14 protein-coding genes and 1 other RNA gene are annotated in these 16,814 nt (G+C 39.7%); 7 read left to right on the top strand and 8 right to left on the bottom strand.

Features of this window, described 5'->3' with window-relative positions; translation table 11 throughout:
* Positions 1 to 74: 74 nt before the first annotated feature.
* The 3 genes from A9970_RS27800 to A9970_RS27790 form a co-directional block, all read right to left on the bottom strand.
* The gene (locus tag A9970_RS27800; protein WP_088162834.1) at positions 75 to 962 is read right to left on the bottom strand and encodes a bifunctional 5,10-methylenetetrahydrofolate dehydrogenase/5,10-methenyltetrahydrofolate cyclohydrolase; all 888 of its coding nucleotides are present in this window, start codon (positions 960 to 962) and stop codon (positions 75 to 77) included.
* A 64-nt stretch (positions 963 to 1,026) separates the two neighbouring features.
* On the bottom strand, positions 1,027 to 2,817 hold the full coding sequence (gene lepA / locus A9970_RS27795) for a translation elongation factor 4 (RefSeq protein WP_153846846.1): 1,791 nt from the start codon (positions 2,815 to 2,817) through the stop codon (positions 1,027 to 1,029).
* A gap of 144 nt (positions 2,818 to 2,961) precedes the next feature.
* Positions 2,962 to 3,951 (bottom strand): cation diffusion facilitator family transporter, encoded by a 990-nt coding sequence (locus A9970_RS27790; RefSeq protein WP_153846845.1) that lies wholly within the window; start codon positions 3,949 to 3,951, stop codon positions 2,962 to 2,964.
* 267 nt (positions 3,952 to 4,218) lie between these two features.
* Between A9970_RS27790 and A9970_RS27785 the strand changes: the two genes are divergently transcribed.
* From A9970_RS27785 to ssrA, 3 genes are all read left to right on the top strand, one after another.
* Positions 4,219 to 5,424, top strand: coding sequence for a pyridoxal phosphate-dependent aminotransferase (locus tag A9970_RS27785; RefSeq protein WP_227550235.1), 1,206 nt, complete (start codon positions 4,219 to 4,221; stop codon positions 5,422 to 5,424).
* Positions 5,425 to 5,596: 172 nt separating this feature from the next.
* Positions 5,597 to 7,627, top strand: a complete 2,031-nt coding sequence (locus A9970_RS27780; RefSeq protein WP_182984442.1) for a M3 family metallopeptidase — start codon at positions 5,597 to 5,599, stop codon at positions 7,625 to 7,627.
* Positions 7,628 to 7,912: 285 nt separating this feature from the next.
* Positions 7,913 to 8,280: a transfer-messenger RNA gene (gene ssrA, locus A9970_RS27775) on the top strand.
* A 34-nt stretch (positions 8,281 to 8,314) separates the two neighbouring features.
* On the opposite strand, the gene A9970_RS27770 is transcribed toward ssrA, so the two are convergent.
* Complete coding sequence (locus A9970_RS27770) at positions 8,315 to 9,346, bottom strand: glycoside hydrolase family 18 protein (protein WP_182984441.1); 1,032 nt, start codon at positions 9,344 to 9,346, stop codon at positions 8,315 to 8,317.
* Between the two features lie 86 nt (positions 9,347 to 9,432).
* Positions 9,433 to 10,626 carry a DUF5009 domain-containing protein gene (locus tag A9970_RS27765; RefSeq protein ID WP_182984440.1) on the bottom strand — a complete coding sequence of 398 codons (1,194 nt, stop codon included), beginning with the start codon at positions 10,624 to 10,626 and terminating at the stop codon, positions 9,433 to 9,435.
* Positions 10,627 to 11,178: 552 nt separating this feature from the next.
* Between A9970_RS27765 and A9970_RS27760 the strand changes: the two genes are divergently transcribed.
* Together A9970_RS27760 and A9970_RS27755 are read left to right on the top strand one after the other, a co-directional pair.
* On the top strand, positions 11,179 to 11,682 hold the full coding sequence (locus A9970_RS27760; protein ID WP_075994058.1) for a GNAT family N-acetyltransferase: 504 nt from the start codon (positions 11,179 to 11,181) through the stop codon (positions 11,680 to 11,682).
* 84 nt (positions 11,683 to 11,766) lie between these two features.
* Positions 11,767 to 12,210 (top strand): hypothetical protein, encoded by a 444-nt coding sequence (locus A9970_RS27755; RefSeq protein WP_182984439.1) that lies wholly within the window; start codon positions 11,767 to 11,769, stop codon positions 12,208 to 12,210.
* A 61-nt stretch (positions 12,211 to 12,271) separates the two neighbouring features.
* On the opposite strand, the gene A9970_RS27750 is transcribed toward A9970_RS27755, so the two are convergent.
* Together A9970_RS27750 and A9970_RS27745 are read right to left on the bottom strand one after the other, a co-directional pair.
* On the bottom strand, positions 12,272 to 13,090 hold the full coding sequence (locus tag A9970_RS27750) for a universal stress protein (protein WP_182984438.1): 819 nt from the start codon (positions 13,088 to 13,090) through the stop codon (positions 12,272 to 12,274).
* Between the two features lie 117 nt (positions 13,091 to 13,207).
* Positions 13,208 to 14,095, bottom strand: coding sequence for a sugar phosphate isomerase/epimerase (locus A9970_RS27745; RefSeq protein ID WP_153846838.1), 888 nt, complete (start codon positions 14,093 to 14,095; stop codon positions 13,208 to 13,210).
* 264 nt (positions 14,096 to 14,359) lie between these two features.
* Here A9970_RS27745 and A9970_RS27740 point away from each other — a divergent pair, with 264 nt between their 5' ends.
* Together A9970_RS27740 and A9970_RS27735 are read left to right on the top strand one after the other, a co-directional pair.
* Entirely contained in the window at positions 14,360 to 14,542 is a 183-nt protein-coding gene (locus tag A9970_RS27740) for a hypothetical protein (RefSeq protein ID WP_153846837.1), read from the top strand.
* A 463-nt stretch (positions 14,543 to 15,005) separates the two neighbouring features.
* Positions 15,006 to 15,479, top strand: coding sequence for a helix-turn-helix domain-containing protein (locus A9970_RS27735; RefSeq protein WP_153846836.1), 474 nt, complete (start codon positions 15,006 to 15,008; stop codon positions 15,477 to 15,479).
* 10 nt (positions 15,480 to 15,489) lie between these two features.
* Here the strand turns inward: A9970_RS27735 and A9970_RS27730 are convergent, their stop codons facing one another.
* Positions 15,490 to 16,545 (bottom strand): fatty acid desaturase, encoded by a 1,056-nt coding sequence (locus A9970_RS27730; RefSeq protein ID WP_182984437.1) that lies wholly within the window; start codon positions 16,543 to 16,545, stop codon positions 15,490 to 15,492.
* Between the last annotated feature and the right edge of the window lie 269 nt (positions 16,546 to 16,814).

Genomic DNA, 16,814 nt, shown 5'->3' with positions numbered 1-16,814 from the left:
TATGAGTGTAGTTTTCAACGGCCCATCAGAGCACGCATACATCAATTTACAACTTCTATGCCAAATAGACAAAATTATTGCTTCGGATAGATCGTTCCTTTCGCAGCTTCCAATGTATTTTTCAACAAACCGACGATCGTCATTAAACCAACCCCTCCCGGTACAGGTGTAATCCAGGATGCTTTAGGAGCAACATTTTCAAAATCAACATCCCCATATAGCTTAAAACCAGATTTCGTTGCTGTAGAAGTTTCTCTATTAATACCGACATCAATTACTACCGCCCCATCTTTAACCATGTCTGCTGTAACAAAATTTTTCTTCCCGATTGCTGCAACAACGATATCACCCCGCAAAACCTCTGTTTTAAGGTCTTTTGTGCGACTATGTGTTAATGTCACAGTACAATTACCTGGATTGGAATTACGAGCCAGTAAGATACTCATTGGCGATCCTACGATGTTGCTTCTTCCAACCACTACGGCGTGCTTGCCTGCTGTATCGATCTTATAATAATCCAACATCAACATAATACCATATGGCGTAGCTGGAATAAAACAAGGAAGATTACGTTGCATACGTCCGAGGTTGATCGGATGGAAACCATCCACATCTTTGCGGTAATCAATTGCTTCGGTAACTTTATCCGGATCAATATGTTTTGGTAAAGGCAACTGAACAATCAAACCATCGATAGACTCATCCTGATTGATTTCTTTGACCTTAGCGATCAATTCATCCTCTGTTATGTTTTCATCATAACGAATGTTTGTTGATTCAAAGCCGACCAGTTGACAGTTGCGCATTTTGCTGGCTACATAGGTTTCGCTACCACCATCATTCCCCACAAGGATAGCAACCAGATGAGGCTTACGGCCAGTCTGTGTAGTAAATTCAGCCGCATCTAACGCAATTTGCTCTTTAATTTTTTCGGAAACTAGTTTACCATCTAATAGATTCATGTTTAGGAGATTTTATTGTATTTAAAAGGAGCCCAAGAGCTCCTTTATTATTGTGTTATTTTGATTAATCTAATTTCAATACCGCCATAAATGCAGATTGCGGAATCTCTACGTTCCCAACCTGACGCATGCGTTTCTTACCTTTCTTTTGTTTTTCCAAAAGCTTACGCTTCCGTGAGATATCACCACCATAACATTTTGCCGTAACATCTTTACGCAAAGCTGAGATCGTCTCCCGGGCAATGATCTTTGCACCGATTGACGCTTGGATACGAATTTCAAATTGTTGACGTGGTAACAGTTCTTTTAGTTTTTCACAGATCTTTTTACCAAAATCATACGCGTTGCTCCGATGTATCAACGATGATAAGGCATCTACTGGTTCATCGTTCAATCGAATATCCAATTTTACCAAATCTGACTTGCGATAACCAATCTGGTGGTAATCAAATGAAGCATAACCTTTAGAGATTGTTTTCAACTTATCATAAAAGTCAAATACAATTTCTCCCATTGGCATTTCAAAAACCAATTCAACACGATCCGAAGTCAAATAATGCTGGTTCATGATCGTACCGCGTTTCTGGATACAAAGCGACATAATTGGTCCTACGAAATCCGATTTCGTAATAATATTAGCTTTGATATATGGCTCTTCGATTGAATCCAATTTACTTGGATCTGGTAGATCAGAAGGATTATGTACGATCACTTCCTCTTTATCTTTGGTCATATAGGCCTTATAGGATACGTTGGGAACTGTCGTGATAACCGTCATATCAAACTCGCGCTCTAGGCGCTCTTGAATAATCTCCATGTGAAGCATACCCAAGAAACCACAACGGAAACCGAAGCCCAAGGCTGCCGACGACTCTGGTTCAAACACCAAAGAAGCATCGTTCAGCTGCAAACGGTGCATCGATTCACGCAGCTCTTCGTAATCCTCCGTATCTACAGGATAAATACCCGCAAAGACCATCGGTTTCACCTCTTCAAAACCTTGGATAGCCTCAGAACAAGGACGATCCTTATGCGTAATGGTATCCCCTACTTTCACTTCACGTGCCTCCTTGATACCAGAGATAATATAACCTACATCACCGGTCTTAATAACTTCTTTGGGTACTTGATTCAACTTCAACGTACCAATTTCATCGGCAAAATATTCTTTCCCAGTAGCAACAAATTTCACGCGATCACCTTTACGGATTTCACCATTTTCAACTTTAAAATAAGCCATGATACCACGGAATGAGTTGAAAACAGAGTCAAAAATCAAGGCTTGCAAAGGTCCATCAGAATTACCCACTGGATGCGGAATACGGTCCACAATAGCTTCCAAAATATCCGGAACACCAAGACCTGTTTTACCAGATGCAGGAATAATCGCATCACGGTCACCACCGATCAAATCCACAATCTGATCTTTTACTTCTTCCGGCATAGCACCAGGAAGATCCATTTTGTTGAGGATCGGGATAATTTCCAAATCATGTTCCAACGCTAGATATAAATTTGAAATCGTTTGCGCCTGTATACCTTGAGATGCATCAACGATCAGTAAAGCGCCCTCGCAGGCAGCAATTGAACGCGACACCTCATAAGAAAAATCTACGTGCCCCGGGGTATCAATCAGGTTCAAGATATATTCCTGACCATCTCTTTTATAATTCATTTGGATGGCGTGACTCTTGATCGTAATACCACGTTCACGTTCCAAATCCATATTATCAAGTAATTGTGCCTGTGCCTCACGCTGACTGATGGTATTGGTATACTCTAAAAGGCGGTCTGCCAAAGTACTTTTGCCATGGTCAATATGCGCAATAATACAGAAATTACGAATGTGCTTCATATAGGATTTTTAAACTCTTTTGCTAAAAGGCAAAGATACCTTTTTTTATATATATTTATATAAACTAGCTTTTTTTTAGTTTACTATACGCGAAGAAATCAGACCAGACACTATTCCTATTAAGAACGAAAGAAACTGCATTCGCTATTCAGCAATAGCATATAAAAAATGCTTCTGATTTCGTGTAACATTGTCTGTGTCCCAAGAAATTCGTCCCCGAAATTGCTCCGAACGAATTGGGCAATTATCGACCTGACAATATTGGCAGCACTGTGGAAGACAAGGATCCGCATGAACAAAAAATTCGGTCCGTACCGACATCTCCTTATTGACAATCTTATCCACAGCAGAAATTTCATCATGCACCTGGATCAGGTCAAGGTAACGGGGTAGTGTGAGATGGCAATCCACATGGAGTTCGTTCCCATAGCGCTGTACACGAAGATTATGAACATCAATCCATTCATCTTTCCGATTGCGCTCCAAGATTTCGACGACATCCTGTACGAGCGCTGTATCCGATTCATCCATCAATCCACCGATCGATTGGCGAAGTAGCTTATAACCATTGAAGAGGATAAAAAGCCCCAGTACAATTGAAATGACCACATCGATCCATTGGAAACCTGTCAGTCTCATCAATAATAAACCCAGTATCAATCCGACCGTACTATAGGCATCTACCTGCAGATGTTTTCCGTCCGCCACCAAGGTAATGGAGCCCAATGCACGTCCACGCTTCATGATATAGAATCCTACTGCAAAATTTATCACAGATGTAATACCGATCAGATAAATCCCTTGTTCAAGGTGTGTTAACGCTGCAGGAAAGAAAAGATTGTAACAAGCCTTGGCTAAGATAATGGCGCCGGCGATAAAAATAAGTCCACCTTCCAAAAACACCGAAAAGAACTCCACTTTACCATGCCCGTAAGGATGATTCTCATCCTTAGGCTGCGCCGAAAGATAAATACTATAAAATGCAAAACCCGAAGCAATCACATTAACGATACTCTCTGCCGCATCTGTAAAGATTGCACTGGAGTCCGTTAAAAAGTAGGCAAAAAACTTCACAATCATCAAACCTATTCCCGTAAAAAGTGATAATAAAACCAATCTTCTTTGTCTTGACATGATGCTTATCTTCTATATGAAACCTTCTATGAGCAAATGATGAAATGAGGGCCAGCCAACATTTTTGTGAGCGCAAAGGTAAAGATATAACGACAAATCAGAACGATTAGTTTTGAACATCCAACGTCAGGAATCAATTAAATAACTGTGCTAAATCGCTTCAACAGTCCTTTTATTAAAAAAGCCCAATAAAAGAGCTACTTTTCTTTGTAAATTCTCAAAAATAAAGAAGATTATTTGCAACGTATGTAATATCTTTGTCTTACCATGAGCACATCATCATACTTATCAGACAGGATAAATAATTTGTCCGAATCGGCTACACTTAAAATGACCAAGTTGGGCCGCGAATTAGCAGCAAAAGGCGTTAATGTAATTAGCCTTAGCGTAGGTGAACCTGATTTCAACACTCCTGAGCATGTAAAAGATGCAGCGAAGAAAGCCCTAGATGAAAACTGGACGCGTTATTCGCCGGTACCGGGATACCCTGAATTGCGCCAGGCAATTGTAAACAAGTTGAAGACAGAAAACAATTTAGATTATGACATCTCTCAAATTGTTGTTTCTACAGGTGCAAAACAATCCCTGTCTAATGTAATTTTGACTTTGATCAACCCAGGTGATGAGGTAATTATCCCAACACCATATTGGGTATCATACTCCGAAATGGTCATTTTAGCAGAAGGAAAATCGATATTTATCAATACAGAGATCGACAATAACTTTAAGATTACACCAGCACAATTGGAAGCGGCAATTACACCAAAAACCAAATTGTTTATGTTCTCTTCGCCAAACAACCCCACAGGAACAGTTTACAGCAAAGATGAATTGGCTGCATTAGCTAAAGTTTTCGAAAAACATCCACAGGTATTTATCCTATCCGATGAAATCTACGAACATATCAACTTTGTAGACAAACACGAATCCATCGCACAATTTGAAAGCATCAAAGATAGAGTAATTATCATCAATGGCTTTTCAAAAGCATTTGCAATGACGGGATGGCGTTTAGGTTATATCGCTGCCAACAAAACCATTGCTGCCGCAAATGATAAATTACAAGGACAGACAACCTCAGGTACATGTTCAATTTCTCAACGTGCGGGTATCGTCGCTTATGAACAAGGATTAGAATCTGTCAACAAAATGAAAGAAGCTTTCGCTCGTCGTCGCCAATTGGTATACGATCTATTGACTGAAATCCCAGGCGTAAGAACAAATCTTCCAGAGGGTGCATTCTATTTCTTCCCAGAAATCTCTTCGTTCTTTGGTAAAAAAGACCAAGATGGTAATGTCATTAAAAACTCATCTGATTTGGCATTGTACTTATTGAATGTTGGTCACGTAGCTACAGTAGGTGGAGATTCATTCGGTAACGACAATTACATCCGCTTGTCTTATGCAGCCTCAGACGAAAGTTTGATCGAAGCTTTAAAAAGAATCAAAGAAGCATTAGGAAAACTGGCCTAATCTCCTATCCAAATATAAAAAAGAGCTCCTCTGAGCTCTTTTTTTATGCAGTTCTAATTTTCCTCCTAAATTTTCGGCGCAGCCTAAACGCCTATTCGGTCAAATATCATCTCAGCCCCATAATTTAAGCAGATGTTATCGCTTGAAATAAATATTTATTACATTTACTCCTATGAGTATTTTAACAGAGAAATTTAAAACGCAGCACGACACAGCTCCGTTTTCACAGATAAAAAACGAAGATTATATTCCTGCATTTGATGAAGCTATTCAGAAGACAAAAGATGAAGTCGATGCTATCGTCAACAATCCCGAAACGGCAACTTTTGACAATACCATCGCTGCTATGTCCTACTCAGGACAGACACTAGATCGTTTGTCCAATATCTTTTTCAATCTCCATTCCGCTGAAACCAATGCTGATCTCGAAAAGATCGCACAGGATGTCGCCCCAAAACTATCTGCTTTAGGCAATGATATCACCTTAAATTTCGATCTTTTCAAAAGGGTTAAGGCTGTATACGATCAGAAGGATCAACTGACATTAACGGCAGAGCAAACCACCTTATTGGAAAAATCCTATAAGGATTTTGTGCGCAACGGTGCACTTTTAAATGATGAACAGAAAGAAAAGCTTCGCGAAATAGATGCCGAGCTATCGCTTTTAAAATTGAAATTCGGAGAGAATGTCCTCGCCGAAACCAATGCCTATCAGCTGTTGGTAACAGACGAAAAAGATCTTGCCGGACTTCCAGAGGGTGCTGTAGAGGCTGCACATGCTTTGGCTAAAGCCAACGAAAAAGAAGGCTGGCTTTTTACCCTGGATTTCCCGAGCTATCTTCCTTTTGTCACTTATGCCGACAATCGGGAACTTCGCAAAGAAATTACCCTCGCCGCAGGCCGCAAAGCTTTTCAGGACAACGAGCACAACAACGTGGACAATGTCCTTAAAATTGTAAAACTGCGCTTCGAACGGGCCAAATTATTAGGCTACGCCACCCATGCAGACTTTGTCCTTGCCGAACGTATGGCGCAAAACCCAAGTAAAGTCACCGAATTCCTAAACGACTTACTTGGAAAAGCGAAACCAGCAGCAGTGAAAGAATTTGCAGAATTATCTCAATTTGCAAAAAACATGCATGGCATAGACCAATTGGAAAAATGGGATGGTGCCTATTATGCCGAAAAGCTGAAACAAGAACGCTTTAATCTGGACGATGAAAAGCTCAAACCTTATTTCAAACTCGAAAATGTCTTACAAGGTGCATTTGAAGTAGCCCATCGCTTGTTTGGCATCAACTTCAAGGAAGTCGATACAATAGATACCTACCACGAAGAAGTACAAACATTTGAGGTCAGTAAAGACAACGGTGAATTAGTCGCTATCTTCTATGCGGATTTCTTCCCGCGTAAAGGAAAGAGAAATGGGGCCTGGATGACCTCTTTCAAACCACAGTACATTCAACAGGGTAAACAAGAACGTCCACATGTCTCTATTGTTTGCAATTTTACGCGTCCTACAGCTTCAAAACCTTCGCTGTTGACCTTTCAGGAAGTGACCACATTATTTCACGAATTTGGACATGCCCTACATGGTATGCTAGCTGATAGCACTTATCCTACACTATCTGGAACCTCTGTATATTGGGATTTTGTCGAGTTACCGAGTCAGGTGATGGAAAACTGGTGCTATGAAAAAGAAGCTCTTGAGCTATTTGCCAAACACTATGAAACTGGCGAAGTGATCCCGATTGAACTTGTCGAAAAGATCCGCGAAAGCGCTTCATTTCTTGAGGGTATGGCAACAATGCGCCAATTGAGCTTTGGTCTATTGGATATGGGCTGGCATGGACAGGATCCAACGGCGATCTCGGACCTCAAATCATTCGAAGATGAACAGTTTGCCTCGACAAAACTCTATCCCGATGTCAAGGAAAATGCCATGAGCACGGCCTTCTCCCATATTTTCAATGGCGGTTATTCTTCGGGCTATTACAGCTATAAATGGGCCGAAGTACTGGATGCCGATGCATTTGACTACTTTAAACAAAACGGCATTTTCAATAAGGAAATCGCAACCAAATTCAAGGATAATATTCTTTCAAAAGGTGGAACCGAACATCCAATGGTCCTTTACAAACGTTTTCGCGGACAAGAACCTTCGGTAGAACCTTTGTTGAAAAGGGCTGGATTGATCAAATAATTGGATTGATCAAATAATAAAAAAGCTGGATTTTATATCCAGCTTTTTTTCAACCATAGCTTTGTTGTCCACCGATAAATTTCTGTGCAAACAATTAGGTGCAAACAGTTATCTGAATGTACCTCTGGTTTGGACGCTATCATGAACTTTTGCTATTCTCATGCTTTCATCAGGCAAATACAGAAACTATCTCATTTGTTTCCAACCAAATAGCGAGACATTAGGTCAGAACACGACACATCTTGCTGATTAAGCAAAAAAATAGTACCTTTGTAAGACATAATTGGGGTTGACCGGAATTGACAGGATGGAGACGGTTATGTAAGCATGTAGTGCGTTGTTAGTAGAGCACTTTAATCTGAACTTTCAGAATTATAACTGGCGAAGAAAACTACGCCTTAGCTGCTTAAGTTAGACTTAACATAGCTATTTGTCCCGTTAGATCCTGTTCTTTGGTTTAACATTCGGGGCATCGAACAATAGAACTGGCAAGTGTGATGTTGCTAAGCACTTGTGAGAAACAGCAACTACGGCGTACGGTATAGGTAAGCGACTCACCTTCCCTCGCTCGACAATTAAAGAGAAGCTAAACATGTAGAAAGCGTATACAGTACCATGACTGGACGAGAGTTCGAATCTCTCCAGCTCCACAAACAAAAAAGCCTAACTTACGTTAGGCTTTTTTGTTTATTCTAGAATACCTTTGTAGACGGCATCCCGTAAGACACCTCCTGCTGTATCTCCCGCATATTCCCAGTACATCGCACCGAGTAGCCCTGTCGTGTGTACATAATCGCATTTAAGTGCAATCGATTCTGGTGTTTCATAAGTCAGTACAAAATCCCCTTTATCGTTGACAAGATAATGCGCTTTAGCCTCATCGTCCCATTTCTGCTCAAAGCCCTGAAGTGAAAGCAGATCTTTATAATCGATAAAACCCTTGACTTCAGTTTTATTGCCCCGACCATAGAATGGAATTCCCAGCACCAATTTTTCAACAGGCATACCGCCCTCGATGTGGGCCTTAACGGCCTCCACACAAGTTGTATGTCCAGATAAAGGTGACCGGTGCAAACTCGCGTGATGATAAGGCGGATGACCCGAATCATAAGTCATGATATTGACAAAATCCACATCATTCTTAATCTTGTCAAAAGCAATATACTTACCGTTCGCAACAGAAGCCAAAGTCAACAGTTTCTTCTTACCAATAGCCTTGCGGATATCGTGCATGAGCAAGGTGAAATTCTCCGTATCCGCTAAAGAAGACGAGATCCCTGCAGAAGAATTCGTTGGATATTCCCAGTCGATATCAATACCATCAAGATTAAACTCCTTCATCACACGCCAGCAGTCTTTGGCAAACTTTTGCCGATTAGATTCATTAGCAGCCATTTCGCTAAACCGGCCGCTTCCCCAGCCGCCAACGGACAGCAATACCTTGAGATGTGGATGTGTTTTCTTAAGATCCGTAATAGCCTTCAATCTGGATTCATTATCTATACGTAGGCCGTCAAAGCTGTCGCTGACATGTGCAAAAGCATAATTGATATGCGTCAGATAAGTCGGATCAGGCATCACTTTAGACCAGGAAGTGACATAGGCGATAACAACTTTTTTGTTTTTCGCTCGTGCACAACTTACACTAGGATACAACAATAAAGTCAATAACAGAACAGTGAAGGTCTGACCAAATATTGATTTCAATTTACATTCCATAATAGCTTTTTATTTTGTTTCTAGATGATATTGATCGTCCTAAAATATAATCCGTAAAGCATTCACATTTGATGCTTACTCGCTAACTAAAGTTTCAGATAAATATGTAGCTTCTTTAGCAAGATTGCATACCACAACATGGCTAAAGCCCAAAACAATGAACCGGCAATAGCTAAGCTCATATAATCAGATTGCTTATAAAAGAACAGTGGAAGATGAAAACCCCAACAGACAAAGTAAATCAGATCAGGAGCAAGATAGGTCGTTAATGAGTTCTTTCCGGCCTCCTCAAACAATCCTATCCCGCGATGGTAGCCTTTCACATCAATGAAATAATAAAGTGGTATCAAAAGCAATCCACTAATCCCGCAACAAACCAATGCCCAACTTGGCGTACCATGGATTTTGGATAAAATAAACCAAAAACGCAATACAAAACCTGCAACTAGCCAAATCAAACCAATAACCAGCAAAAAACGCAACAATACCCGCGGAGTTGCCGCATAACGTTTCATAAGCATCCCTATGGTTGTTCCGGACAGCACAATACAGGGAATATTGCCAGCTAGAAGAACATGTAAATATCTTCCGGCACCAGGGAATTCAACTTTAAATCCCATTTGGCTCAGCATATTGAGTACCAAAAACAGCAACCAACCACATACAACCACAATTATCTTTCCCCTGCTCAATAAGAAAATAGAAGCCGCGGCAAAATATCCCCATCCAATCAGCCCTAAAATCCCCCACCACCCTACTTCCAAGCCTTTTCCATCCGACGCTTTGAAAATATACAGGAGATAAATAATCCCCATGATACCAACTGCACGCAGCCCCTTATAAATGGACTGATATTGCATGTCCTTCGGATAATGATTCCAAATCAGAAAAACGAATACATACAGCAGTCCCAACCACAACAAATGTGACATCCCCGTCAGCTGTGGATCAGCTCGCGGACCATTCAATATCAATACACCAATAAGCAATAAACTTAATGTTCTGATCAGAATATGAACAAAAATGACCGTTGTCGATGAACCTATCTTTTCCCTGGCCGCAACAGCATAAGGCACTGCCATTCCAACCATAAAAAGAAATCCCGGAAATACCCAATCCGCCAATCCCATTCCGTCCTCATCTGCTTCCGAATGAACCAGCCATTTAGGTACACCCGGAATAAACAAGTCATTGACAAATAACATCAAGAACAGCGTGAAACCACGCATAACATCCATTGAACGGATTCGGATTTTAGGTACAGCTTGCAATGCGTTCATAATTGATTCGTTGTATTCAAAAAAGTAGCTAACAGCATAGCTGCTAGCCAATCTCATCCCTAGATCCTTCTTAGATAATTTTTTAGTGATTTTATGGCGACCGGAACTCGGTGAAAAATTCCTGCTTAGAAAAGTTCCTGTATAACTAAACGAAAAGACAAGCTATTTCGCTAAGATCTATCATCAATAACGCTGATGTCTCTTCGTTGAATGATCTAAGATGAGAAAAAAATAACACTATATAGTGAAATATTTGTTAAAATTGGTGTAAATTTTACTCATAAAACACAGAAATCATGCAATTTACCCTCGCGCCCTTATAAACGAGTCAGAAGCGCAGCAAGAAATGTCACACATCTATGAATTGTTACCTTTATGAAGTGTAATTGTATTGCATATAAAAAGCAATTTATCTAAGTTTGACAAAAACAGATTTAATACATAGCCGATCTTCATGAAATTCATTCTTTTTATCTGCTTGCTATTCGCAACACAAGCTATCTTCGGACAGAATATCAGAGCCGTCCAAACAACAATTAAACAGTACAAACCATGAATCAATTAAAATTTCGCGACGCAGCACAACATGATTTACCACGCATAGTAGAAATATACAATTCTACAATAGCCTCTCGCATGGTTACTGCAGACACTGCCCCAGTATCTGTTGCCAGTAGACAAAAATGGTTTGACGAACATAACGCTTCGAAAAGACCCCTGTGGCTGATAGAAGATGAAAATAACCAGATACTTGGTTGGGTAAGTTTTCAATCTTTCTATGGTCGTCCAGCTTATGATGCAACAGTAGAAATCAGTATCTATTTGGACGAACAGCAGCGAGGTCGAGGCCTGGGCAAACAGATTCTCCAGTACTGCATTGATAAAGCTCCAGATTTAGGCGTACATACTTTGTTGGGATTTATCTTTGCACACAATCTTCCAAGCATTGCATTATTTGAAAAAATGGGTTTCAAGGAATGGGCTAACTTACCCAATATAGCAACCTTAGATCAGGAAGAACGTAGTCTAAAAATATTAGGTATACGAATTAAATAACAACGTGACGACCTAAGTAGCTGTCACCAAAAATAAAATTGTTAAATTAAAGTATTAACTTGATAAGATCTATAATTCGGTAATATGAAACATTTAATCCAATTCTCCTTGATGTTGATTGCTTATGTATTTGTTTTTTCCAGCCCCCTGTTGGCACAAAATCCAGACCGTACTAAAACTATCCCGATCGCAAGTGATTCGGCATACAACAAGATAATACAAGTGCTTCAGGATGGTGGTTATTTTATTGTACAGCTCGATCGGACTTCGGGATTTATTCAAACCAGTACGTATCTTGAAAACAAGAATCTCCTAAGCAATAAAGAGGGAGAAAAATTAATTTTCAACTTCCTGATCAGCCCTTTACAAGCTAAAAGATCAAAAATAGTTCTAAATATATTTTCAATAGAAAGGCGTAAAGGCGGAAGTTTTGACGCACCTAATTATTATGATGAAGATAAGGGAATCGTCCGGGACAATAAATCCTACCAGCAAATTTGGGATAAGATACTCCCTCTATTTCAATAAGTACAATCAAGATAAAGCCCAGTTGATCTCAGCTCACCTGGGCTTTTATAGTTAAAAAGAATTAGATCGAGATTGTCAGCAAAGGAACATCCAGCCCCGAGGCCATCATACGAGTCTTACTTCGATGGGTCAATGAACTCCAAAAACCGTACTTATAGGGGATCATAACCAGCAGATCTGTGCTGCTTTCTTTTACCTCATCCCGGATAGCTTTTACGACCTCATTGGACGTTACATTTTTGTAGTAATAACTTACGATTCCCATCACATCGTTGATGGTTTCCCTTGTTTCTTTTCCTTTTTCCTCATTTAGCTGCTCCACTGTTTTACGAATGTTGAGTACCTCCAGTACCGCACCAAACTCAGCTGCAAAATCCTTTACTTTTTCAAGAATTTCCTTTTGCACACCACGAACAATATCACAGGCAAAAAGAATATGCTCCAGACCCGTAAATTTTGCGCCTAGCGGAACTGAAAGGATTGGTATTTTTAACTTACTAATGGCTGCCGTGGTCGTATTACCAAGCATATCTTGATCAAAGGAACGTTTAGCCATTCCCATCACCAACAAATCGGCATCCGTCTCATGGATGCACTTGGTAATTTGGTCATAAAACAAGCCTGCTGCGAGATAAGGAATAGTCAAAACACCACTTTCAGCAGTAATAGCCTCGGCTTTGCGTCGTAAAACCTTACTTTGATGTTCAAAAATCTTGAACATAGAATCGGGAGAAAGTCGAGCGTTCATCGCATGGATGGAAGGATTTTGAAGAGAAAATAAAACGAGCTCGTATTCTTTTCCTGCAAAAACTTCCATAATAAACTTTAAGGCATGTTCGGCCTCTTCAGCGTAGTCTGTAGCAACAATAATCCGTTTCATATGGTCTAATTTAATCCAATAAAAAATCCCTTTTTATTACATTCAAGTTAACGAAAAATAATAAATCTATCAAACGGAGAATTGTCTCAACTGGGTCAATTTTCTCCCGATTTCCGGCTATTTTAAGTAGCTAGCTTTTACAAAAGAAGCTTTTTTTAGATAATCGATACTTTGTTGTAAACCGGTGTAAATATCGTTACGTGTTTCTTCCAGCTCAACAAAAATATATTGCAGGCCAGCAACTTTTGAATTGTTAAAAATTGCATCAAAACCGACCATACCACTTTGACCAATTTCACGATGATCCTTAATGTGCAAAGCCTTGAATCTGCCGGCATATTTATTGAAATAATCAACAGGACTAACTTGTCCCATTACAGCCCAATACACGTCCATCTCGAAAAATACATTCTCAGGATTTGTATGCTCTAACATATAATCGTACATCACCTTATCCTCCACTTTTCTAAACTCATGCGAGTGGTTGTGGTATCCGTATACGATTCCTTGCTGACGGCATTTCGCACCCACAGCATCGAGGTAGCGACATTGCGTTTCCAAATCCTTAAGTGTTTTAGGCACATCCATCCAAGGCGTAACAATGTATTTCATTCCCGCGGCCTTATGTGTAGCAATACATTCGTCCCACCATTTTAGCGATTCTGTAAAATCTCCAGAGGCTAACTCTTTCTCTGATAAAGTCTTCGTTGCATGTGATGAAATTACTTTCATTCCAGCTTTTTCTACTTTTGCCTTAAACTCTTGTGGGCTCAAGTTATATAATTTACCATCCTTGTATCCAGCGGCTTCCACTCCTGTATAACCCAATGCTGAGATCTTTTGTAGAATCTGGTCGAAATTCGGGTTTTTCCCGATTTCTTCGCGTACAGAATATAACTGTAGACCAATTTCCTTTTTTGCAGCTTTCTGTTGTGCAAATGTTGGACTAACAGCCAACATCATACATCCAGCTACCAATGTTCCGATAAGAGTTCTTCTTTTCATTTAGTGCTCAATTATTTATTATAGACTTCGTTCAACGCAAAATCATTTGTAAACATAGCGTTTACAGGTTGTTTAGGTTTGTCGCGTTAAATATAACCGCAATGTATGCAAATACTCGAAAAAACACAATGCTTTACCGTTTTATTTATTCACACCCCAGACCCAGCGCTCCAAAGTATGTTTTTTTATATGAATTAAAAATATACCAACTCAACGATTTACAGTCCGCTGCTGTTCTACTTACAATAACAAACAATTTGAGTGATGGAAAATAAATATGATAACCCAGAATATAGCGATCAAAAACAGGAAGAGAAACTACCTGACGTTGCCATTGAGGAAAAAGATGATGAACCTGCTGGTCGAAATCTCAAACGTACGCTTATTATTGCAGTATGTGTATTGATTGTATTTTATTTGATTTATTATTTTATGAGTGGACGATAACATGCAACTCACCACAGCTCCGGCGGAACTTGACGGATTCTTGGAAACCGAAGCTGGGCAAGTCGACTTGTGTCGTCATACACAATCTGGTAGAATATGACCAAAATTTCGGTCATTGTGCTGACGTACTGAACAATTTACCACGGCTCCGGCGGAACTTGACGGATTCTTGGAAACCGAAGCCAGGTAAATTGACAATATCCACTTATTTTTCATTTCCTGTATTCTAAGGATAACAACTTGTTATAATGGTTATTTTACACAGGACGGTGACGTAGAGTCTATTTATTAATCGTGAGAAAGATTCGTTCCTATCCGATATTTGATCCAACATAGACTTTCACGAAACAATTCTCGATTAAAAACATCTGTTATAACAAATATAAAACAAAAAACAATAAACACAAATTTTTTAACAAAATAATAAACTATATTTTGCGCAAATTGTCATTCAATTCGTTGTATGACGGATGAAGACAAGGCATTACTGGAAACAATTGGTTTACGCTTTCGCGCTAAACGAAATGATCTATATTATTCACTGCGGGATCTATCCCATCTAACGGGCATTTCAACAGGAACACTCAATGGCATAGAAAAGGGAAAAGACTTAACGCTCACAAATTTTTTAACCTTATGTCGTAGCCTAGAAATTCAACCAACGATATTTTTTCAGCATGATATTGTCTTTAATTCTCCCTACTCCCTACCTCCCGATGCGCAGGAAAGAATCACGTTAAGCAAAAAACTGGATGACCTCGTCTATCATTCGGATTTTTTCCACTCAGCACGACGTGTTTCGGAGGTATTGATCCAATTGGGTATGGACAAAAGCCAAAGCAACAAATTCTCTGTTTACCTATCAAACTACTGTGAAGAGGGGGCCCTTGTCTATCAGCAGCACGGTAACTATAAAACCTATCGTAAAAAGAGGTAAACAAAAAGTACTAAACCTCTTTGTTGGAAAGTTCTCGAAAACGGTTCGCCCTTCTAAATGTTCCCAAATCATTAAAACGAACCCCATACTTCCGTAAGATTTCTTGTGCCTTCTTACGGCCGATATGACGTACGTAAAATGTTTCATTGACGACAAAATGATGGATACTATGTGTCCACCCGAAAAAGAAACAAAACAATTGCATCGGAAAAGTCCACCAAACTGTCAATACCTGCGTCTGCTCAATCACATTTCCAGCTTCGACATCGCCAAAATAATGCATGTTTGACGTAATAAAATGTAAACAGAATTGGCGTAATAAGTTTGGTAATAGAATAACATAAATGATCCAATGTAGACTTATCAACATGTTATCAACATAGTGTGGAAAACTCAAATTCACCCCAAACACCACTCTTAACCAATCAAATAATAGGTCTGCAAAGAAGAAATATAAGATCACATGTGCAAAAATCGTCACTGGAACAATGCTTAAAAACATAATCCGTTTTAGTTTTGAAGAAGTCTCCAATTTTAGATTCCCTTTTTTCACCTCTTTGTCCATATCATTAAACATCCGATGCAGTCGAAAGAGCCCGCCCAATACAACATCGGCTGTTGTTACCAAACGTTTGATAGACCACTGCTCGCCATTCGTCACACTACGTTCCTCAACATCATGTAAGGTACCCGAAAATTTATGATGATGATGATGCAAGGTCCTGCGTATCCAGGGATTGACAGTCAATGGGCGTAATATCCATACACTAAAAAGCATAAAATGATGAACCACTTTTTGTCTTTTAAAATAAAGCCAATGAATCAGATCATGTTCTATTTCATGTAAAACACCCATAAAAAAGGCATTACTGACAATCATAAGCCAAGCCGGAACAAGAGCGCGAGACCAAGCTATCGATACAACAACAATGCCCAGGATCGCTAGTGCAAATATGGCCATTCCGATACTGTTCTGACTTTTTAAGATGGGGTACATTCCTTTCAGCTGCTGATAGGAGAGATTTATTTCCCTCCTAATCTGGCTCGACTTTTCCTGATGTGTCAATTCGATGTGATTTTATCGGTAAAAATAAGGATTTTTTCGCAGACATCTAACATGTTAGGTAGAATGACCCCACCTGCCAATAACCATAATAGGCCATAAAAAATATTTCCGAAGGCTGTTACAAAACGGACGGGCCCCAAAATATGTGATCCCACTATTTACCTTACTAATAGGTTAACATAGCAGCCAACTTCTAATACATATCATTCAAAGCAGATCATTCCTCGGATCTGCTTTTTTGTGCAAACCATTAAGTCAGCAACAAGCGA

Origin of the sequence: Sphingobacterium sp. UME9, from assembly GCF_014170215.1 — a bacterium.
GTDB lineage: Bacteria > Bacteroidota > Bacteroidia > Sphingobacteriales > Sphingobacteriaceae > Sphingobacterium > Sphingobacterium paramultivorum.
The sequence above is the reverse complement of the archived record's forward strand: the minus strand, read 5'-3'. Positions and strand labels throughout refer to the sequence as shown.

Coding starts and splice junctions, on each gene's coding strand:
- A9970_RS27765 (WP_182984440.1), bottom strand. CDS start 10,626: ATGAACGCATTGCAAGCTGTACCTAAAATCCGAATCCGTTCAATGGAT.
- A9970_RS27745 (WP_153846838.1), bottom strand. CDS start 14,095: ATGAAAAGAAGAACTCTTATCGGAACATTGGTAGCTGGATGTATGATG.
- A9970_RS27790 (WP_153846845.1), bottom strand. CDS start 3,951: ATGTCAAGACAAAGAAGATTGGTTTTATTATCACTTTTTACGGGAATA.
- lepA (WP_153846846.1), bottom strand. CDS start 2,817: ATGAAGCACATTCGTAATTTCTGTATTATTGCGCATATTGACCATGGC.
- A9970_RS27785 (WP_227550235.1), top strand. CDS start 4,219: ATGAGCACATCATCATACTTATCAGACAGGATAAATAATTTGTCCGAA.
- A9970_RS27760 (WP_075994058.1), top strand. CDS start 11,179: ATGAATCAATTAAAATTTCGCGACGCAGCACAACATGATTTACCACGC.
- A9970_RS27780 (WP_182984442.1), top strand. CDS start 5,597: ATGAGTATTTTAACAGAGAAATTTAAAACGCAGCACGACACAGCTCCG.
- A9970_RS27735 (WP_153846836.1), top strand. CDS start 15,006: ATGACGGATGAAGACAAGGCATTACTGGAAACAATTGGTTTACGCTTT.
- A9970_RS27740 (WP_153846837.1), top strand. CDS start 14,360: ATGGAAAATAAATATGATAACCCAGAATATAGCGATCAAAAACAGGAA.
- A9970_RS27800 (WP_088162834.1), bottom strand. CDS start 962: ATGAATCTATTAGATGGTAAACTAGTTTCCGAAAAAATTAAAGAGCAA.
- A9970_RS27755 (WP_182984439.1), top strand. CDS start 11,767: ATGAAACATTTAATCCAATTCTCCTTGATGTTGATTGCTTATGTATTT.
- A9970_RS27750 (WP_182984438.1), bottom strand. CDS start 13,090: ATGAAACGGATTATTGTTGCTACAGACTACGCTGAAGAGGCCGAACAT.
- A9970_RS27770 (WP_182984441.1), bottom strand. CDS start 9,346: ATGGAATGTAAATTGAAATCAATATTTGGTCAGACCTTCACTGTTCTG.